This window comes from Rossellomorea oryzaecorticis (assembly GCF_038405515.1).
GTDB classification, from domain to species: Bacteria; Bacillota; Bacilli; order Bacillales; family Bacillaceae_B; genus Rossellomorea; species Rossellomorea oryzaecorticis_A.
Map to the genome: position 1 here is coordinate 140,289 of NZ_JBBYAF010000003.1, position 16,938 is coordinate 157,226.

The 16,938-nt window shown below is 38.8% G+C and carries 20 protein-coding genes; 15 read left to right on the forward strand and 5 right to left on the reverse strand.

The window, feature by feature from the left end; translation table 11 throughout:
- Positions 1–382: 382 nt before the first annotated feature.
- The 6 genes from xerA (AAEO50_RS02670) to AAEO50_RS02695 all read left to right on the forward strand — a co-directional run bounded on the left by xerA (AAEO50_RS02670) (position 383) and on the right by AAEO50_RS02695 (position 5,852).
- Positions 383–1,270 (forward strand): site-specific tyrosine recombinase/integron integrase, encoded by an 888-nt coding sequence (xerA, locus tag AAEO50_RS02670; RefSeq protein WP_341980131.1) that lies wholly within the window; start codon positions 383–385, stop codon positions 1,268–1,270.
- A 6-nt stretch (positions 1,271–1,276) separates the two neighbouring features.
- Positions 1,277–2,107, forward strand: a complete 831-nt coding sequence (gene xerA / locus AAEO50_RS02675) for a site-specific tyrosine recombinase/integron integrase (protein ID WP_341980133.1) — start codon at positions 1,277–1,279, stop codon at positions 2,105–2,107.
- An 11-nt stretch (positions 2,108–2,118) separates the two neighbouring features.
- On the forward strand, positions 2,119–3,000 hold the full coding sequence (locus AAEO50_RS02680) for a tyrosine-type recombinase/integrase (RefSeq protein WP_341980135.1): 882 nt from the start codon (positions 2,119–2,121) through the stop codon (positions 2,998–3,000).
- A gap of 13 nt (positions 3,001–3,013) precedes the next feature.
- Entirely contained in the window at positions 3,014–3,853 is an 840-nt protein-coding gene (locus tag AAEO50_RS02685) for a tyrosine-type recombinase/integrase (protein ID WP_341980137.1), read from the forward strand.
- A 317-nt stretch (positions 3,854–4,170) separates the two neighbouring features.
- On the forward strand, positions 4,171–4,839 hold the full coding sequence (locus AAEO50_RS02690) for a Type 1 glutamine amidotransferase-like domain-containing protein (RefSeq protein ID WP_341980139.1): 669 nt from the start codon (positions 4,171–4,173) through the stop codon (positions 4,837–4,839).
- Between the two features lie 242 nt (positions 4,840–5,081).
- Positions 5,082–5,852 (forward strand): aminoglycoside phosphotransferase family protein, encoded by a 771-nt coding sequence (locus tag AAEO50_RS02695; protein WP_341980141.1) that lies wholly within the window; start codon positions 5,082–5,084, stop codon positions 5,850–5,852.
- Positions 5,853–5,966: 114 nt separating this feature from the next.
- On the opposite strand, the gene AAEO50_RS02700 is transcribed toward AAEO50_RS02695, so the two are convergent.
- The 3 genes from AAEO50_RS02700 to AAEO50_RS02710 form a co-directional block, all read right to left on the reverse strand.
- Positions 5,967–6,284 carry a hypothetical protein gene (locus tag AAEO50_RS02700; RefSeq protein WP_341980143.1) on the reverse strand — a complete coding sequence of 106 codons (318 nt, stop codon included), beginning with the start codon at positions 6,282–6,284 and terminating at the stop codon, positions 5,967–5,969.
- Between the two features lie 342 nt (positions 6,285–6,626).
- A complete protein-coding gene (locus AAEO50_RS02705) occupies positions 6,627–6,887 on the reverse strand; it encodes a hypothetical protein (RefSeq protein ID WP_341980144.1) in 261 nt (86 codons plus the stop codon).
- Between the two features lie 166 nt (positions 6,888–7,053).
- Positions 7,054–7,689 carry a lysozyme inhibitor LprI family protein gene (locus tag AAEO50_RS02710; RefSeq protein WP_341980146.1) on the reverse strand — a complete coding sequence of 212 codons (636 nt, stop codon included), beginning with the start codon at positions 7,687–7,689 and terminating at the stop codon, positions 7,054–7,056.
- A gap of 342 nt (positions 7,690–8,031) precedes the next feature.
- Between AAEO50_RS02710 and AAEO50_RS02715 the strand changes: the two genes are divergently transcribed.
- The 9 genes from AAEO50_RS02715 to AAEO50_RS02750 all read left to right on the forward strand — a co-directional run bounded on the left by AAEO50_RS02715 (position 8,032) and on the right by AAEO50_RS02750 (position 16,347).
- Positions 8,032–8,310, forward strand: a complete 279-nt coding sequence (locus tag AAEO50_RS02715; protein WP_341980148.1) for a hypothetical protein — start codon at positions 8,032–8,034, stop codon at positions 8,308–8,310.
- A 33-nt stretch (positions 8,311–8,343) separates the two neighbouring features.
- Entirely contained in the window at positions 8,344–8,565 is a 222-nt protein-coding gene (locus tag AAEO50_RS02720) for a hypothetical protein (RefSeq protein WP_341980150.1), read from the forward strand.
- Between the two features lie 103 nt (positions 8,566–8,668).
- Positions 8,669–8,968, forward strand: a complete 300-nt coding sequence (locus tag AAEO50_RS21375; protein ID WP_425383139.1) for a TIGR04104 family putative zinc finger protein — start codon at positions 8,669–8,671, stop codon at positions 8,966–8,968.
- Positions 8,969–9,022: 54 nt separating this feature from the next.
- Positions 9,023–9,295, forward strand: a complete 273-nt coding sequence (locus tag AAEO50_RS02725; protein WP_341980152.1) for a hypothetical protein — start codon at positions 9,023–9,025, stop codon at positions 9,293–9,295.
- Between the two features lie 308 nt (positions 9,296–9,603).
- Positions 9,604–10,176: a CPBP family intramembrane glutamic endopeptidase gene (locus AAEO50_RS02730; RefSeq protein WP_341980154.1), complete on the forward strand. Its 573-nt coding sequence runs from the start codon at positions 9,604–9,606 to the stop codon at positions 10,174–10,176.
- Between the two features lie 101 nt (positions 10,177–10,277).
- Positions 10,278–12,191: a S9 family peptidase gene (locus AAEO50_RS02735; protein ID WP_341980155.1), complete on the forward strand. Its 1,914-nt coding sequence runs from the start codon at positions 10,278–10,280 to the stop codon at positions 12,189–12,191.
- Between the two features lie 525 nt (positions 12,192–12,716).
- Positions 12,717–14,105 (forward strand): spore germination protein, encoded by a 1,389-nt coding sequence (locus tag AAEO50_RS02740; RefSeq protein WP_341980158.1) that lies wholly within the window; start codon positions 12,717–12,719, stop codon positions 14,103–14,105.
- Positions 14,106–14,113: 8 nt separating this feature from the next.
- Complete coding sequence (locus AAEO50_RS02745) at positions 14,114–15,202, forward strand: GerAB/ArcD/ProY family transporter (RefSeq protein ID WP_341980228.1); 1,089 nt, start codon at positions 14,114–14,116, stop codon at positions 15,200–15,202.
- Positions 15,160–16,347: a Ger(x)C family spore germination protein gene (locus AAEO50_RS02750; RefSeq protein WP_341980160.1), complete on the forward strand. Its 1,188-nt coding sequence runs from the start codon at positions 15,160–15,162 to the stop codon at positions 16,345–16,347. The genes AAEO50_RS02745 and AAEO50_RS02750 overlap by 43 nt, the downstream gene beginning before the upstream one ends.
- Here AAEO50_RS02750 and AAEO50_RS02755 read toward each other — a convergent pair.
- Entirely contained in the window at positions 16,337–16,546 is a 210-nt protein-coding gene (locus tag AAEO50_RS02755; protein ID WP_341980163.1) for a CLC_0170 family protein, read from the reverse strand. The genes AAEO50_RS02750 and AAEO50_RS02755 overlap by 11 nt on opposite strands.
- 54 nt (positions 16,547–16,600) lie before the next feature.
- The gene (locus tag AAEO50_RS02760) at positions 16,601–16,891 is read right to left on the reverse strand and encodes a hypothetical protein (RefSeq protein ID WP_341980165.1); all 291 of its coding nucleotides are present in this window, start codon (positions 16,889–16,891) and stop codon (positions 16,601–16,603) included.
- Positions 16,892–16,938 lie beyond the last annotated feature (47 nt).

Consider the following 16,938-nt stretch of genomic DNA (forward strand, 5'->3'; position numbering starts at 1 on the left):
GCCTAACAAATCTATATAAAACATAAATCTTATCAGCCAATTATCATAGATGTCATAATCAACAACAAGTTATCCTAAAGAGTTGGATAACACACCATTTAGCATTCCAATTGTAATAGATTGGAATGTTTTTTTTATAGTACAGTGTGTTGCTAAGAAGATTATCAAATAAAAATTTTCTAATTTACGTTCGATTTGTTCTTTACCTAAGTAAATGATTTCAGAGAACAATATTATACTATGGCTCATTTTATGAAGTTAATCTGAATTGTTGGCTATATTTTTGATTGGTATTAGTCCTTAACAAATGTATATAAAAAGTTAAATTAGTTAAAGATTATTATATATATCATTAATAGAAAAATAGAGAAGAGGTTAACAAATGAAAGAATCTAATGATTACTGGAAGAGTAACCTTGAGGATGAAGCGACAAAGGCTATCATGGATGAATATTTGCTAAGTTTAAAACTTGAAAACAAAGCTGAACGAACAATAAGAAACTATCGATGGTTTTTAGAACGGTTCTTCAGCATATGTACTCTTCCTTTAAATCAATTAACAACCAATGAAGTGAGAAAATGCTTTTTACATTTCACTAATGGAAAAAAGGAAAAGACGGTAGATGCTTACCTAACTGCATTATCATCATTTTTGCAATTTTGTCTTGCGGAAGAGTATATAGAAAATGTCATTATTAAAAAAAGATGGAGACCCAAAATTCCAAAGTCCTTACCCAAGTATTTAAGCGAGAATGAGTTTGCTAGAGTAAAGATTACAACGGAAAATTCGGCTCTTCGTGATCGTGCACTGATGCTATTTTTATTTTCGTCAGGATGCAGGAGTTCGGAAGTTTCTAATCTTTCTATAAAAGATGTCAATTTAGAAAAAAGAACAGCTGAGGTAACGGGAAAAGGAAAGAAAATTAGAAAGGTGCATTTTTCGGAAGAGTGTGCCCTTGTATTGAAGGACTATATACATACAAGAATCTGTAAAGAATCAGATCCATTATTCTTGAGTAATTCCGATCAACGTATAGGACCAAAATCCATCTATTATATTACGAGGAAAATTGGAAAAAAGGCTGGGTTAAATCAATCGTTGCATCCTCATTGTTGTCGCCATACGTTTGCTACAAACATGCTTGCAAGAGGGGCAACCATTGAATTCATAGCAGATGAATTGGGACATTCAAATCTAAACACAACTCGTATATATGCCCGTATTCTAACTGAAGACATGATTACATCTTATCAAAATATAATGGGGTAGATAACCATGAACGAAGAGGTATTAGGGTTATTTTTTGACGATCATCAATCAAGGTTTAGTAAAGAAACAATCCGAAGTTATAGACTGTCGCTCAAACAATTCTTCAGCTTTTGTAAAAAAGGATATAGTGAAGTGAAGGCTGCTGATATAAGAGCATGGCTTGCCTCCCTAGAGGAAAAAGGTCTTAAAAAACGTTCGATACATATTAAACTATCAGGATTGAAGTCATTTTATCAATACTGTATGGAAGAAAATCTCCTGAAGAAAAATCCATTGTCAACAGTAAAAACCCCTAAAAAAGATGATGTCCTTCCATACTACTTAAGTAGGCGCCAGTTGGCCGAGTTACAAGAATTAACACGGAATGATTACCAATTTCGTCCTATCATTGAAACCTTATATTCCACAGGAGTACGGGTTAGTGAGCTATTACAAATCAAATTAGAGGATATTAAATGGGATACCAGGCAAATATGGATACGCAAAGGAAAGGGAACCAAAGAGAGATTTGTCCTTTTTTCGCACGATTGTGCGGAACGCTTAAAACTATACCTGGAAAAACGAGAAACAAACAGCTTGTTCTTATTTGCAAATCGTAGAGGAGGTCCACTTCACCGGGAATATATACAAAAAAACTTTCGTAATTTCTCCAAATCACTTGGTTTTAAGGTGAGCCCCCATACTTTACGCCATACATTTGCCGCACACCTAGCAGAAAAAAATATGCCTCAAAGTTACATTCAGGATCTCCTGGGTCATGTGGATATTAATAGTACTCGCATTTATACACGATTAATGGAACATGCACGTAAAAAACAATATGATCTTTACCAATAGGAGTGAGAAAAATGGATAATTACTGGGAGTTGACGAAAGACTTTCCGAATGAAAGTAATCAGGAAATCATTGGAGAGTTTTTATTAAGTTTAAAAGTTTCAAACCGAAGTCAAAATACGATTATTACCTATCGGCATTTTTTAGAGCACTTTTTTGGGGAAATGAATGAAACTTATCTCTCCTTGACTTCAAATACCATTCTAGAATGGTTTAAAAATAACGGAGGCCATTTTAGTGAAGCAACCTTGAGACTACGGTTAAGTATTCTATCTTCATTTTACAAGTTTTGTATAAATGAAAATTATATAGATAGTTCAACAGTTAAAAGCCGATGGTTTCCTCGTCTTTCACAAACACTTCCAAAGTACTTAGAGAAAGATGAAATTGCTAAAATTCGTAATCAAAGCGAAATCACCTCTCTTCGAAATCAGGTGTTGGTGGAATGTTTGCTCACCACAGGGTGTCGAGTCAGTGAAGTAAGTGAGTTAAATCGAGAGGATGTAAATCTTGAGAACCTTACAGCGCACGTAGTAGGCAAAGGCAAAAAAATCCGTTTTGTTCATTTTATAGAAAAGTGTGCTCTTTTATTGGAGCGATATATCTCTTTAAGTCAAAATTCTCTAAAGGCACTTTTTGTAACCTCTACAGGTAAGAGGTTACATGTTCGAACCATACAGCTTATTTTAATGAAATTGGGAAAGAGAGCTAAACTCAAAACAAATTTGCATCCACATCGATTACGTCATACCTTCGCAACTGAATTATTGGCGAAAGAGGCAGATTTAGCGTTCATTGGAGATGAATTGGGTCATAGTGATGTTGTGACGACACAAATATACGCTAGGCTTCCCAAGAGGGAGATCATTTCACTTTACCGAAAATATATGGGATAAGGGGATAGATTTTTTGATAATCGCAGATAATTGCTTGAAACAATTTAAAGAGGATTATAGGTTTCGATTAGAGGAAAAGACAGTGAATCTGTATATACTAGCAGTGAATCAATTATTGGCTTTTTGTGAGAAGCCATTCACAGAAATGAATGCGAAAGATATTAGGGGTTGGATGTCTTCCTTAGAATCAAGGGAATATAAAGTTGCTACCGTGAGCAGTAAATTAGCAGGGATCAAGCTGTTTTTTAAATATTGCATAGAAGAAGGCTTTCTTACTAAGGATCCAGCGAAAAAAATACTCATTCCGAAATCGGAGGATAAACTACCAAGATATCTTAAAAGGGATGAACTGTTACAATTGCGTCAATTGGTAAAAGGACAGGTGGAGGAAAGAGCGGTAATTGAAGTGCTATATGCCACCGGTGTTCGTCTTATGGAGTTAGTTGATATGAAAAAAGAGGATATTAACTGGTCGGACCGCATGATTACGATTCCTAATGGGAAACGTAAAAAAGAGCGGATTGTCCTATTTACACGAGAGTGTGCAGAACATCTGAAAGCCTATTTAAACCTACGTGAGGATTCTCAACCGTTTGTTTTTGTAAATACGACAAGTTCAGGTTCAATGTGTCCCCGTACCATGCAATTAAAATTTCAGGCATATACAAAAACGTTAGGGATTCACATATCACCTCATACGTTACGTCATACATTTGCTGCACATTTAGCAATGAAGGGAATGCCACTAGAATGGATCCAAGTTCTATTGGGGCATAACGGACCACATCAAACGCAGCTGTATGCTCGATTGTACCATCAAGCAAGAAAAGAGATGTATGATCAATGGATGTAAGAGATGGTCAGAAGAGAAAACAATTCGTATAATATAAATTAACGCTTTATTAAAAACGGTTATAAAATGTCCAAAACCTTGGTAAATATGGGTTTGGGCATTTTTTTAATTATACCATTATTTGCATTAAGAAGGATTAACGGCCTTTTTTGTTGAATTCCTTATTGAACCAACAGGCAGGTTACTGTAAAAGGGAATGCCAAGAACAGGGGATAAAGGGAAAGCCAAGTTATATATATAAAGCTAGTAAAATCAAATTTGCTCCATTAGAGTTATAAAATCTTGACATTACCACACAAAGACAAGGAGTTGAAGTGATGAAATTTCTGCTCACATCTGCAGGGGTCAATAACAAAAGCATACACGATGCGCTGGTTGACATGCTGGACAAGCCGATCGCCGAATCCACCGCCCTGTGCATCCCCACCGCGATGTACGGTCACCCATGGGTCGGCCCGGGCGTCAGGGCTTGGGAGTTTATCAGCGGCAAATCTGAGAATCCCATGGTCGAACTCGGCTGGAAGTCCGTCGGCGTGCTGGAGCTCACTGCGCTGCCAAGTATCGACGAAGACCGATGGGTGCCGCTGGTCAGTGAGACGGACGTCCTGCTGGTCTCTGGGGGCGACGCTTTGTATCTTAGTTACTGGATGAAGCAATCGGGAATGGCAGAGCTTTTGCCGTCGCTGCAAGCGGTCTATGTGGGAATGAGCGCCGGGAGCATGGTGATGGCCCCTAACATCGGGGAATTTTTCGTTGGCTGGACTCCACCCGGCGGAGGAGATGATGCGCTGGGACTGGTCGATTTTTCAATCTTTCCGCACCTGGATCACGAGATGCTGCCGCATAACACCATGGCCGCCGCAGAGAAATGGGCAGCCGGGATGAAGGGACCTGCATATGCGGTTGACGATCAAACGGCCATCAAAGTGATTGATGGTGAGGTCGAGGTTATCTCCGAAGGGAATTGGAAGCTGTTTTCGAAGTGATATGAGTAGGGCGGGGAGGTTCCTGCTCTACTATTCTTTTTGTCTTATAAAGTTGATAGAAGCCCGCCCCCTATTCAACCATATTTTTACTGATAAATGGAAATTTTATGATAAACTAACACATTCCACTTTTCCGGTTTATCAACCAAGAATCTTGGAGTATAGAGGTACATGACAAGCACTCTTTAAAAAGTAGGATGAGAACCGTCCCTGGTCAACTTAGTAGGGTTGGAGATTGAGAGATGAACCATAGTTTAAAGGTTAAGATCGAAGAAGTAACAGGTTGTATACATAAAACGAATGTACTGGATGAACAAGGCTGGACCTCGGAGGTGCGAAGGGTTTACACAGGTGATCGTTCATATTTACTTAAAAGTTCCTACAAGGGAAAATATCGAACATGGTTGAAGGAAGAGGCTCAGGTTTTAAAAAAATTGACTGGAAATACAGTCATATCAGTTCCTGAATACTATGGCTTGATTGAGGAAAAAGACGGTGACCATCTGATCATGTCATTTGAGGATGGGATGTCTTTAACGGCAGCTTTATCCAAAGCCGCGTCGGAAACCGAAAGGAAATCGTTGATCAGGAGTTTTGGACGATTTCTTCATGAGTTTCATGATCAGGAGCCAATTGACTTTTTTAGAAGTGAAGGGGATTGGTTGGAAGGACAGCTTCTCAAAGCACAACATTACGCGGAAAATGGCCAGTGTGATGGGAGTTTAACATTATTAGAGAATCTGAAGACTGACAGGCCGTCTCCCGTAAAACAAACGATTATCCATGGTGATTGCACAACGGATAATGTAATGGTGATTGATGGCGTAGTTCAGCTGTTTATTGATGTAGCCGGTATGACAGTGGGTGATCCCCGATATGATGAGTCCCTGGCAATCAGGAAATTTATGAATAACACTGAATACGTAACGGCTTTTTATGACGGATATACTCGATATAAGGTGACAAAGAAAGAATTTCAATATTTTGATGAGGGATTGTATGAGTTTTTCTAGGGAGAGAACTTGCTTTGGGGGTAATGGTGATATAAGAACAACTAATATAGGCGCCCGGCCCCAGGAGGGCAGGCGCCGTTCTTATGCAAAGGTTTGAGGGGGGCATACAGCTCCCTAAAACCGATAAATATTCGTAATCTGCGTAATCGGCACGCCGGCCATCGGAAGCAGCTGCTGCAGTTCATCCGAGATGACACTGATGTAATCGGCACCTTCGCGGAATCCATATCGTTCTTTTATATTGATGTCGAAGTTGCATTTGACCTGCACGGCGATATCGCCTTCCCGGTCGAACGGGGGTGAGACGGATTGGACTTCGAATGTATGGCCATTTTTGCTGAAAGAATTGATGGTTTTGATTGCTTTTGGTTTATAGTTTTTGACGGCCTTGGGTGTATAGGAAAAGGTCACCCAGCCGGTTGCATTAATCATGAAGAACACCTCGGATTTTTGTGAAAGGTATTCTAGAAGTATAGCAAAAGAGTTGGTACGTGAATAGGGAAGGATGTGGGGACCGTTCTCTTGCGTTGGGAGCACAAGATCTGTCCCGATGCTTCCCCCAATGAGTTCAGACAAGAGGATTTTGAGTGAGGAATGAATTGTATGCGGAAGATCGGGGAAGGTATGCATGTCGGAAGCAGGAGAACCTTCCCCAGTGCTTCCAGGTTAAAAATTAGAATGTTGATTTTGAAGAAATCTATTGAGGATCATGATGGGGGTTAAGAGAAGATTTGTTCTGGCCAATCGCTCATATGTTCTGAGTCTGTGGCGGGGCTAACTTTCGGCGCGATTTTCAAGGGTGAAGACCCGCTTATCGATGTCTGTGATTCTTGTGTTGAGATAACGAAAGTCCGTTTCTGAACGCTGAGTGCCTACTTTTAACAGTGCAATGACATCTTCTGTTTGTGAGGTTTCAATTCGATTGACTGTTTCTTTAACTTCTTTTATATCAGTTCTTAACTCATTCATATTACCGTCAAGCTCTTTAATGTTGCGCTGAATATCGTTTAACATGTTCACGATTTGCTTTTCCATTTTTCACACCTCCTTTTTACCATTATAGTGGAAGCGAAACGAGGATACTAGCGTGAGATTTAATAAGCTGGAAAAGTTATAAGGGGAGGTGACTTGATCCAGGAAGAGGGGCGTTTCTTTTGCGTGGGAAGCACCAGAACCACCTCCTTACTTAAAAAATCCCCTTTTAATCCTTCATATACTTCTCAACCAATTCATAACTCCGGTCCTTCGTCGACTCATACAATGAGATGTACCACGCCACATTTTCAAACGTTCCGCCTTCATACTTCAATCGTTCTTTCTCTGCTTTTTCTTCCTTTTCTTTGATCCATTTCACTTGCTCAGACTTTAAGTCTGCCATGACCTCTGGAGAGAGTTCTTTTTTAAAGAGCGCATAGATTTCATTCAATGCTTCGTCATATTTTTCGTATGCCACCCCGTAATAGTTTTTCATCGCGTTGGTGACGCCTTTATCGGAATCCTTTTTATATGGCAGGGCATCGAGTTCTTTTTGGATGTTGTCCAACTTTTCTACGTATGCTTGTTTTCCTTCAACTTTTGGGAGTGTATCCTCTTGGTCTGATGATTCCGCGCTGGTATTTTCGCTAGAAGTTTCGTTCGACTGATCCTTCTCTTTTTCATCAGATGACGTTGTACTGTCCTTAGACGAGGCATCCGGTTGAGAAGAATTCCCGGTGCTTGTTGAGATCACATCGGATTCAGTCTGATCGGCGGCATCTTCATCAGACGTTTGCCTGCAGGCGGACATTCCCATGAGTAACATAGCGGATATGGCTGATGCTGCTAATCTTTTATTCATTGTGACAGCTCCAATCTTTTATTAAAAATGCTGCGCTTGGATTATTTTAACATATAAGGGAATGACGTTCTAACGAAACCGAAGGAAGAAAAATAGATGAAGATTTTGAATAGTTAAACCTTCGTTTACTTTTTTTGGTAAAATATGAATGTGCAGGTTAATTGAACAACGTAAAACTTGCTCACCGTATTCCCCGTCTAATAAGGGAATCGGGTGAATAATTCATTCAAAGTGAGTATGTGTTGTATTGGCTGCCTTTTTAGTAACGGTTGTAAGAAAATTCAACGCGGGATGAAATGAGGATGGGTAGCTTGCTGAAATATATAAAGGGGAGGGCTTGTCATGGCAAAGAGGTATTATTCAATCTTGTCGGGAGTATTTTTCGTAATGGCTGTGTTTCCACTAGCAGCCGGATTAACTGAGTGGGGAAATGAACTGTATGTATCAGTACTTAATGTCAGTGTGTTTTTACCTTTGATCTTCGGGGTGCTGGGCCTGTTGTTTGCTTTATTCGGGGTGAAAGGCAAAGTAAAAGTGAGTCTTGTGACAGCGAATGTTCTAGGCGTTTCGCTTTCGGCATTTTTAGTTTTTATTGCGATGTATGGGTTTCAAGGGGCTTAAGGAAACGCAATCACGAGAGATAGGGTGGACGTGATGAATATTTCGAACAAATTAGTTGATTATACAATCGTTTATGATGATAGAAGAGAAGTCAACTCAGGAAAATATGAGCACAAGAAAGCCATAATAGAAAAGGCAATAAAGGTATTTAAGACAGATGTTGAGAGCAGGGATGGTAAGGAAGTTATCATAGTGTATGATTGGCGGAAGACTCATAACGGGATGGAAATAATACTATATGCTTACGAGAAATAGCTTTATGTTTGGTGATTCCTTTGGTAAGAATTATTGCTTCGGAAGCACAAGAACCGTCCCCGTGTTTTCATGGCAGAAAGTAATTTAAGGGAGGCGTTTTTTGATGCCAGAGTGTCAAAATTGCGGATATATATGGACATGGAAAGAAACTTTTATAAAAATGTTTACATTCAGACAAAAGTTAAATTGTCCTTCCTGCGAAAAATTTCAGTATCTTACAAAGAGATCAAGAAATAAGGTAAGTCTGTTTGTAATGAGTCCTTTTTTAATCTGGATACCATTAGTATCAATTAATATGCCCATTCAAACCATCTTGACCGCCGGATTAATTACTTATGTTTTAGTATTAATGAGCATGCCGTATTTATATAAGCTAAGTAATAAAGAAGAACATATGTGGTGAGATGGAAAAGCTGCCGCCCTTGTTCAGGTAAAGGATCAGTCAGGAGGGATTCTTGTGAGTTTTAAGATATATAAAATAATTCACCTTATTTTAACAGGAATTATTACAATCCCCATCTCACTTTTTATTGCGAGTGGAGGATTAGGTGAGAATTATACAGGAAATGCATTTGTTTATCCGCAATTTCTATTAGTAATAGCAGTTTGGCTGATTGGAGCCGTGCTTTCATTTAACAATAAGAGGGCTAAATACGGTTTGGTTATAAGTGCTTTGCCACCCTTGTTTTTCGTTGGAAATCTTCTTTATGCATTTTTCTTTTTTAACTAGTGGAGAGGTATTTGAAAAGAAAGGAAAGCGAGGAGGCGGTTCTCTTGCTTCAGAAATAAAAGCAGGAATCTTACATCTTAATTTCAGGAGGGTAAAATGTCGCTCTTTAAGAAGGGTATTTATTATTATTTCATTGTGATTTTAGGATTTGTTTTACTAGATATATATTTAAATGTCTTTATTGCAAAAACAAGTAACATTGTTTTCCAGCTGTTGCTTGTTATTTTATTTTTCCCGTTATTGAAAGTGATTTTAAAAGGAACAAAGTTAAATGACTATAAGAACATTGGCATTGCGTTTCATCCAAAATGGCAGAGGAATTTGATAGTAGGATTAGCATCGGTTTCTCCTTCTGGTTACTAAGGTATGTTATTCTCTATTTTTTAAATGGATTTGAAGTTATTGGGGTGAAAAGTTTTACTGAATCCTTACTTTTGTTTTTCTTTGTTTTTTTTGCATTTTTTATCGGTTCTTTTTTAAACGATCTAATTGTTAGAGGATACATATTTGGTCATTTGAAAGATAAAGTTAATGGAAAATGGATTTTTATTATTTCTATCCTTATATATACACTAGACGATAGTTGGAATGAGGGATTTAGTGTATCGAATACAATTTTTTCTCTCATCTTGGAATTATCGTTAACGTATGCTTTTTATCGAACACAATCAATTTGGGCAAATACAGGCATTCATTGGGGATTAAATGTTTGTTATGGAATTTTTAATGGAATGTTAGGGAGTACAGATGGCGGAATATTTATAACGGTTAATAATCCAAGTCCATCTCTTTTAATAGAACTAATTAGCTATATCATACCTCTTTTAATGTTTTTGTTTCTCTATGCATTTCGGAAAATATTAATAAAAAACCGTCCCTGAAAAATAGATTGAGTTCTCTGTAGTAATTTGAAATAATTGGTAATATTAAAGTTTTTAAGCCCATTACAGCCACTACCCAATAAAAATTAGGAGTTTCACTTATGAATACGAATGAAAAAACATATCCAACCATACAGGACCTCATATCACTACCAACCATATCAAGCCTCCACATTAGTGAGGACGGCAATAACGCAGCATTCGTCAAACGTACACCCGACTGGAAAGACAATACATACAGGAATCACATATGGATCTATGAAAAACATAAGGGAGACTGTTACACATTACTGGAAGGTACATCACCTTTATGGGCACCGGACTCTGGGAATCTTGCCTATCTTCGTTCGGCTGATGGAGGAAATCAAATTTTTGTAGAGTCATTGGATGGTGATCGCAGTATTCAAATCACCGATGAAAAAGAAGGAGTAAGTACATTCAAGTGGGATCCTGCCGGCAAGGGATTTTATTATATTGCACCCTCAGAAGAATCCGAGGAAATCAAGAAACGCAAAGAGATTTATGGAGATTTCCATCATATAGGCAGGGAATACCGGAATCATTGTCTGTATTTCATTAATTCTAGTGAAAATGGCGTGGCGAATCCATTAACGGATGGCCGGGATTTTCATATCCATGAATTTGATGTTTCACTGGATGGGAACAAGGTTGTTTTGATGGCTGCCCCGACTCCGGATATGAGAGATTTTTTTAATCGAGATTTATACATACTGGATATTGAAGCTGGCGGTCTGCAAAAGCTGAATGTCGACAAGCTGCTGGGAGGGGGCGTGTGCTTTTCACCTGACGGCAGCAAACTATGTTACGCAGCGAGCATCAGGAAGAAGGAGTACTATGAAACCCATATTCAGGACAATACGCTGGAAATATGCGATCTGCGTACTGGGGAGCGGATTCAGCCTTTAACAGATGTTGATAGTTCGGTTGTTCCATTACGGTGGACAGACAGGGGTATTTTAATAAGATGGCAGGATAAGACGAATTATTGTATCGGCTTGTGGTCCGAGGATGGAACGGTGGAAATGATCAACAGGGATGGTTTTATTTTCGATGCATCCATAACAGGGGATGGAAATCATCTATCCTATGCCAGGGCCATAAGGAATGAAACCTTTGAAGTCTATTTTGACGGTGAAAAGATAACGGATGAAAATAGCTTTTTCAAAGGGAAGCTTAAAAGCAACAGGGAAATCATCACATGGCAAAGTACGGATGGCCTTGAAATAGAAGGGGTTTTATCAACCCCGGCAGAATTTGATGCGAAGGATAAGTATCCCTTATTGGTACTCATCCATGGCGGTCCGGCGTGGGCATCATTCCCGATCCATTCAGCCTGTTTCAATGAGAAATATCCTGTAGAACCTTTCATCGAAAAAGGCTTTATTGTGTTGGAACCAAACTACAGGGGCAGTTCCGGTTATGGGAATGAATTTTTAAAAGCGAACTATCGAAACCTGGGAATCGGTGACTACCACGATGTCATATCCGGTGTGGATACACTGGTTGAAAAGGGGATTGCCGATAAGGACCGGACAGGGGTGATGGGATGGAGCCAGGGCGGGTTCATATCAGCCTTCTGTTCCACCTACAGTGACCGGTTCAAGGCGGTGTCAGTCGGCGGCGGCATGACCAATTGGCGTCACCATTATGCTAATACAGATATCCCTTGGTTTATCAGGATGCATTTAGGTAATGACCCGTGGCATGATCCGGAGATTTATAGTAAAACATCACCGATGACCTACATTAAATCAGCCTGTACGCCCACTTTGATTCAGCACGGTGAAGAGGATGCAAGGGTTCCGTTTACAAATGCGTATGAGCTGTATCAAGGGTTGAGGGATATGGGAGTGGAGACTGATTTAGTAATTTTTAAAGGAATGGCCTATAGTTCTGAGCAGCCGGGGATGAATGCGGCTGTTATGGAGCAGAATTTGCGGTGGTTTTCGAGTTATGTGCTTGGGGAGAGTCTGGACGGTTTCAGGAATTTGTGATTAAGAAGCAGAGTGGGGACGGTTCCCGCTCTGCTTTTCTTCTTTTAAAAAGGAAAAATGGACCTTATCTTCTCTGCACGGCTGGGGTCTCTGTGAAAAGTAGGATAAGAACCGCCCGCAGTTACTCATATCCCTTCACAATAAAAAATACGATCCACTTTCCGCATTTACGGTCCACTTTTGAAAAATACAATCCACTTTCCACATTTACGATCCACATTTTGAAAATACGATCCACTTTTCCAATTTATCAACCAACTTGTCGAAAAAATCTTTAGGTGAGCATTGTTACGGGCACTCCGGTTCCACAAGATCCGTCCCGACTTAAACAAATCGACACCGAATCCGGAGCAGAAGTAACACACAGTAAGAAAGCTGGGAAAGAAGCTGTAAGGGAAAGAAAAAAGTTATCACATTCACCGTGATAATAAGGAGTATGAATGTTGAATCGATTGAAATATATACTACATAAAAATATCAAAATGAGGAAACTTATAGTGAGTAACTCCTTAGGAGGAAAGTGAAATGTATAATGAAATCGTTTCCTTATTAGAAGGGCAATCGGATGTCATTTTCTTAGAAAAAGATATAAATAACAATAAGGTTATTTTCATTTATTTGGAGGGTTTTGTTGAACTGTCATACATTGAGGATAAGATCATTCCAAGAGTAGCAAGCTTGGATGAAATGGATCGTTCAGATTCAGTGGGAAGCACTGAGGCCGTTGAGTCGATCATGAGGGGAGATGTTATCGTGATAAGAGGTGACGCCGCCTTAAAGATGAGTGGCGGTGGTTACGAGATACGTTCCATTAATGAACCTCAAAACGAGGCTGTCGTGCGTGGGCCAAGGGACGGCTTCGTTGAATCATTGACCACAAACATTTCACTGTTAAGAAGGCGCTACTTGTCAACGGATTTAAAAATTGAAATCAGTACAAAAGGCGAGCGAACAAAAACAAAACTTGCCATTGCTTATATCGATGGAATTGTGGATGAGAAGGTGCTTGAAAAAGTAAGAAAGAGAATGGATTCGATAAAGATAGATGGGGTATTGGATAGTGGAATTGTAGAGCAATGGATTGAAGACAGCTGGTATACACCATTCCCTCAGGTTCAATATACAGAAAGACCTGATAAAGTCATTGCTTCTTTGTTGGAGGGACGAATAGCCATTTTGGTCAACGGTACTCCAATTGTTCTTCTCGTTCCAGTAGTACTTTCTATGTTGTTTCAATCCCCGGGTGATTATTATGAGAGATGGATTGTAGGCTCTTCTATTCGCTTTGTAAGGTATTCAGCTGCATTAATTGCACTCATTCTCCCATCCTTATATATTGCTTTAATTTCGTTTCATCCCGGACTGATTCCTACTAAATTTGCAATTTCTATTGCCGGCACACGTGCGAACGTTCCTTTTCCAAGCTTATTAGAAGCTCTAATGATGGAATTTACGTTAGAGATGCTGCGTGAAGCCGGTTTGCAACTGCCAAAGGTTATTGGACAGACCGTAGGCATTGTCGGCGGATTAGTTATTGGTGAAGCAGCGGTTCAAGCGGGAATTGTAAGCCCGATGATGGTCATCGTCGTTGCCTTAACAGCAGTATCATCTTTTCTTATCCCTCATTACAACGTAGCTATTTCATTTAGATTGCTTAGATTCCCTTTGATGCTCCTTGCTGGAACGGTAGGCTTATTAGGTGTGATACTGGGGCTGCTGGCAATCCTGGCGCACTTACTCACAATAAAATCATTTGGTATTAATTACTTTTCCCCTATTGCTCCATATCGAATAAAGGATTGGATGGATTTTGTGGTAAGAGGGCCATTGCCACTCTTACAGAATCGACCAGAAGTTCTTCATAATTATGATAAGAAACGAATGGATTTAAAACAAAGGAAAAAAGGGTGGTAAAAAAAGTGATGATTAAAGATAAGATTACAACCGCCCAACTAGCGGTTACGATTGTATCTGTAATGGTTGGCGTAGGGATACTCTCATATCCAGGGCCTGTGGCAGAAGAAGCTGGGGTTGACGGGTGGATAGGGATTATCATCTCAGGAATCATTTCACTATTTTCATCATTTCTCATCATTTCACTAGGAAAGAAATTTCAGTATCAAAGTTTGGTGGATTATGGCCCGAAATTAGTGGGACGATATATCAATATAATCATAATGGTTTGTTTCATTCTGTATTTTTTAACTTTTGTCTCAATGGTGGTACGTATTTCCGCTGATGCAACAAAAATGTTTTTGTTGGACCAGACACCTGTGGAAGTTATATTACTGGGCATATTGATTATGAGTACTTATTTGGTTGTTCATGGCATTAATCCTATTGCCCGATTTAACGAATCATTACAGCCAGGTATTATTTTTATATTAATTGTAGTATTACTCCTCACATTAAAAGACGCAGATTTTGGAAGGAATCTGCCGGTTTTGGGGGATGGGGTTGTACCAGTAATGAAAAGCATTCCCAAGATACTCTTTTCATTCTTAGGGTTTGAACTATTATTTTTTCTGCTGCCGTTCTTAATGGATAAAGGAAAAGTGAAGAGAATTCTATCAGTTGGAATCATTGTTGTGACTCTATTTTATACATTTATTATGGTTTTAAGTATTTCTGTACTGGGTCATAAAGAAGTGGTGATTCTCGAATATCCAACGATTGCTCTTGTTAAGAACATAGAGGTTCCAGGTACATTTATTGAACGATTAGAATCGATTATGATGTTTGTTTGGATACCATTTTCAGTTACTACTGTGGTTATTTTTTTGTATGGCGCCAGTCTTCTCACATCTGGTTTATTAAAGCTGGAAGAACACCGGACAGTATCTCTACTGTTATTTCCAATTGTTTTTTTAATGGCTGTGTTACCTGAAAATGTTCTTCAAGTAAGTTATATTGCTGAAAAAACCAGCTATGCAGGTATAGGTTTATCATTTGGACTTCCATTGATTTTATGGAGTATTTATGGATTGAAAAAAGGGATGAAACTATTATGACCGGGAATAAGTTCTTGAAAGTGACAGTTGTTATTATTCTTACATCCTTCATAACAGGCTGCTGGGATTCAGTTGAAATTCAGCAGAGGACCATGATTCTTTCGGTTGCTCTTGATAAGCCTGAATCAAATAATGAAGAAGACCGGTATGATATGACAATCCAAATTGCAGAACCAAATGCGCTTACTGAAAAACCTATACCGGGAACAGAACCTGTTTGGAATTTATCTACTACTTGTCCATCTCTATTTCAATGTGTAAGGGATAATGCAACAGAGGTAGCCAGGCCAAGTTACTACGGTCATTTGCAAATTATATTGATTGGTGAAGAACTGGCTATGGAAGAAGGGATCGTTGACTCCCTGGACTTATTCTTTAGAGATCATGAAATGAGAAGGAGAACGAAATTGATTATCGTGAAAGGAAAAGCGAAAGATGCACTAGAAACTAAACATCCTTTAATTCCTATTTCCGGGCAATATATATCTGATTTAACTCAAGAGGCGGTAAATAAGACTGCTTTAATCCCTATTACATTTACAGTCGGACAATTTTCGAGTGAGCATGAGAGTGGTGCTGACTTATTATTGCCGATAGTATATGTGAGAGGAAATCATGTAGATATGAGTGGTGGAGCCATAATGAGAGAAGGAAAGTTAATTGGCTTTCTAACAGGGGAAGAAGTAAAATTACTCCGTGTAGTTGAAGGAACTTTTAAAAAAGGAGCTCACATATCCTCTTCGGATAAAAAGAATGAAAATGAACCATCCTCTACATTTGAGGTAAAAGGAATGCGATCAATCATTCATACCCGTATAAAAAATGATAAGCCTGAATTCAAAGTGGAAGTACTAGTAGAAGGACACTTAGCCGAGGATGGCTTTAAAGGATTAATTAGTGAAAAGAAGATTAAAAAAATGGAAAATGAACTAAATAAAAAAATAAAAAATGATACTTTGGAATTTATAAAGAAAATGCAAGATGAATATCAAGCCGATGTCTTCGGGTTTGGTGAAAAGTTAAGAAGACATGAGTATAAGTATTGGAAAAATGTGAAGGGCAACTGGGAAGAAGCATTTGCAGAGGCAAAAATAGAAATGGAAGTAAATACTTCTATTAGAAGGTATGGAAGAATCAAGAAATAATAAAATGTGCAATTAATACAACCCCGGATAAGATTAAGCAGCCATAACCACCAAATTTTGCTGCTTGAGCATCTCTGTCTAAATTTCTATCTTTATAAGCAGTGTAATACCGAAGGCGCAAATAAAGACCAATTACAATTAAAATAATGACTAAATAATATGAAGAGAATGATTCTGCGTAACCAATTACCGTTGTCATGAATTCCCCGCCTTTTTATATACCTATTCATTTTATTACCTTGTTCACAAGGGTTTATTCATTAATAAGAGGGATTCGAACATTCTTATTAGGAGTAGAGCGGTTAGAGTGGGGACGGTTCCCGCTCTGCTTTTCACTAACAATAAGTAAAAAAGAGCCACCATCATCAAAAATCTTTACTCTGCGGCTGGATTCCACTGTGAGCAGCAGGAGAATCACCGTCTCGAGTTCCCAGAATTCCTTCACGTTGATAATTACGATCCACATTCCAGCTTTACGGTCCACATTTGAAAAATACGATCCACTTTCCGCATTTACAGTCCACATTTGAATAATACGATCCACTTTTCCAATTTATCAACCAACTTGTCGAAAAATCTTTGGATGAGCAT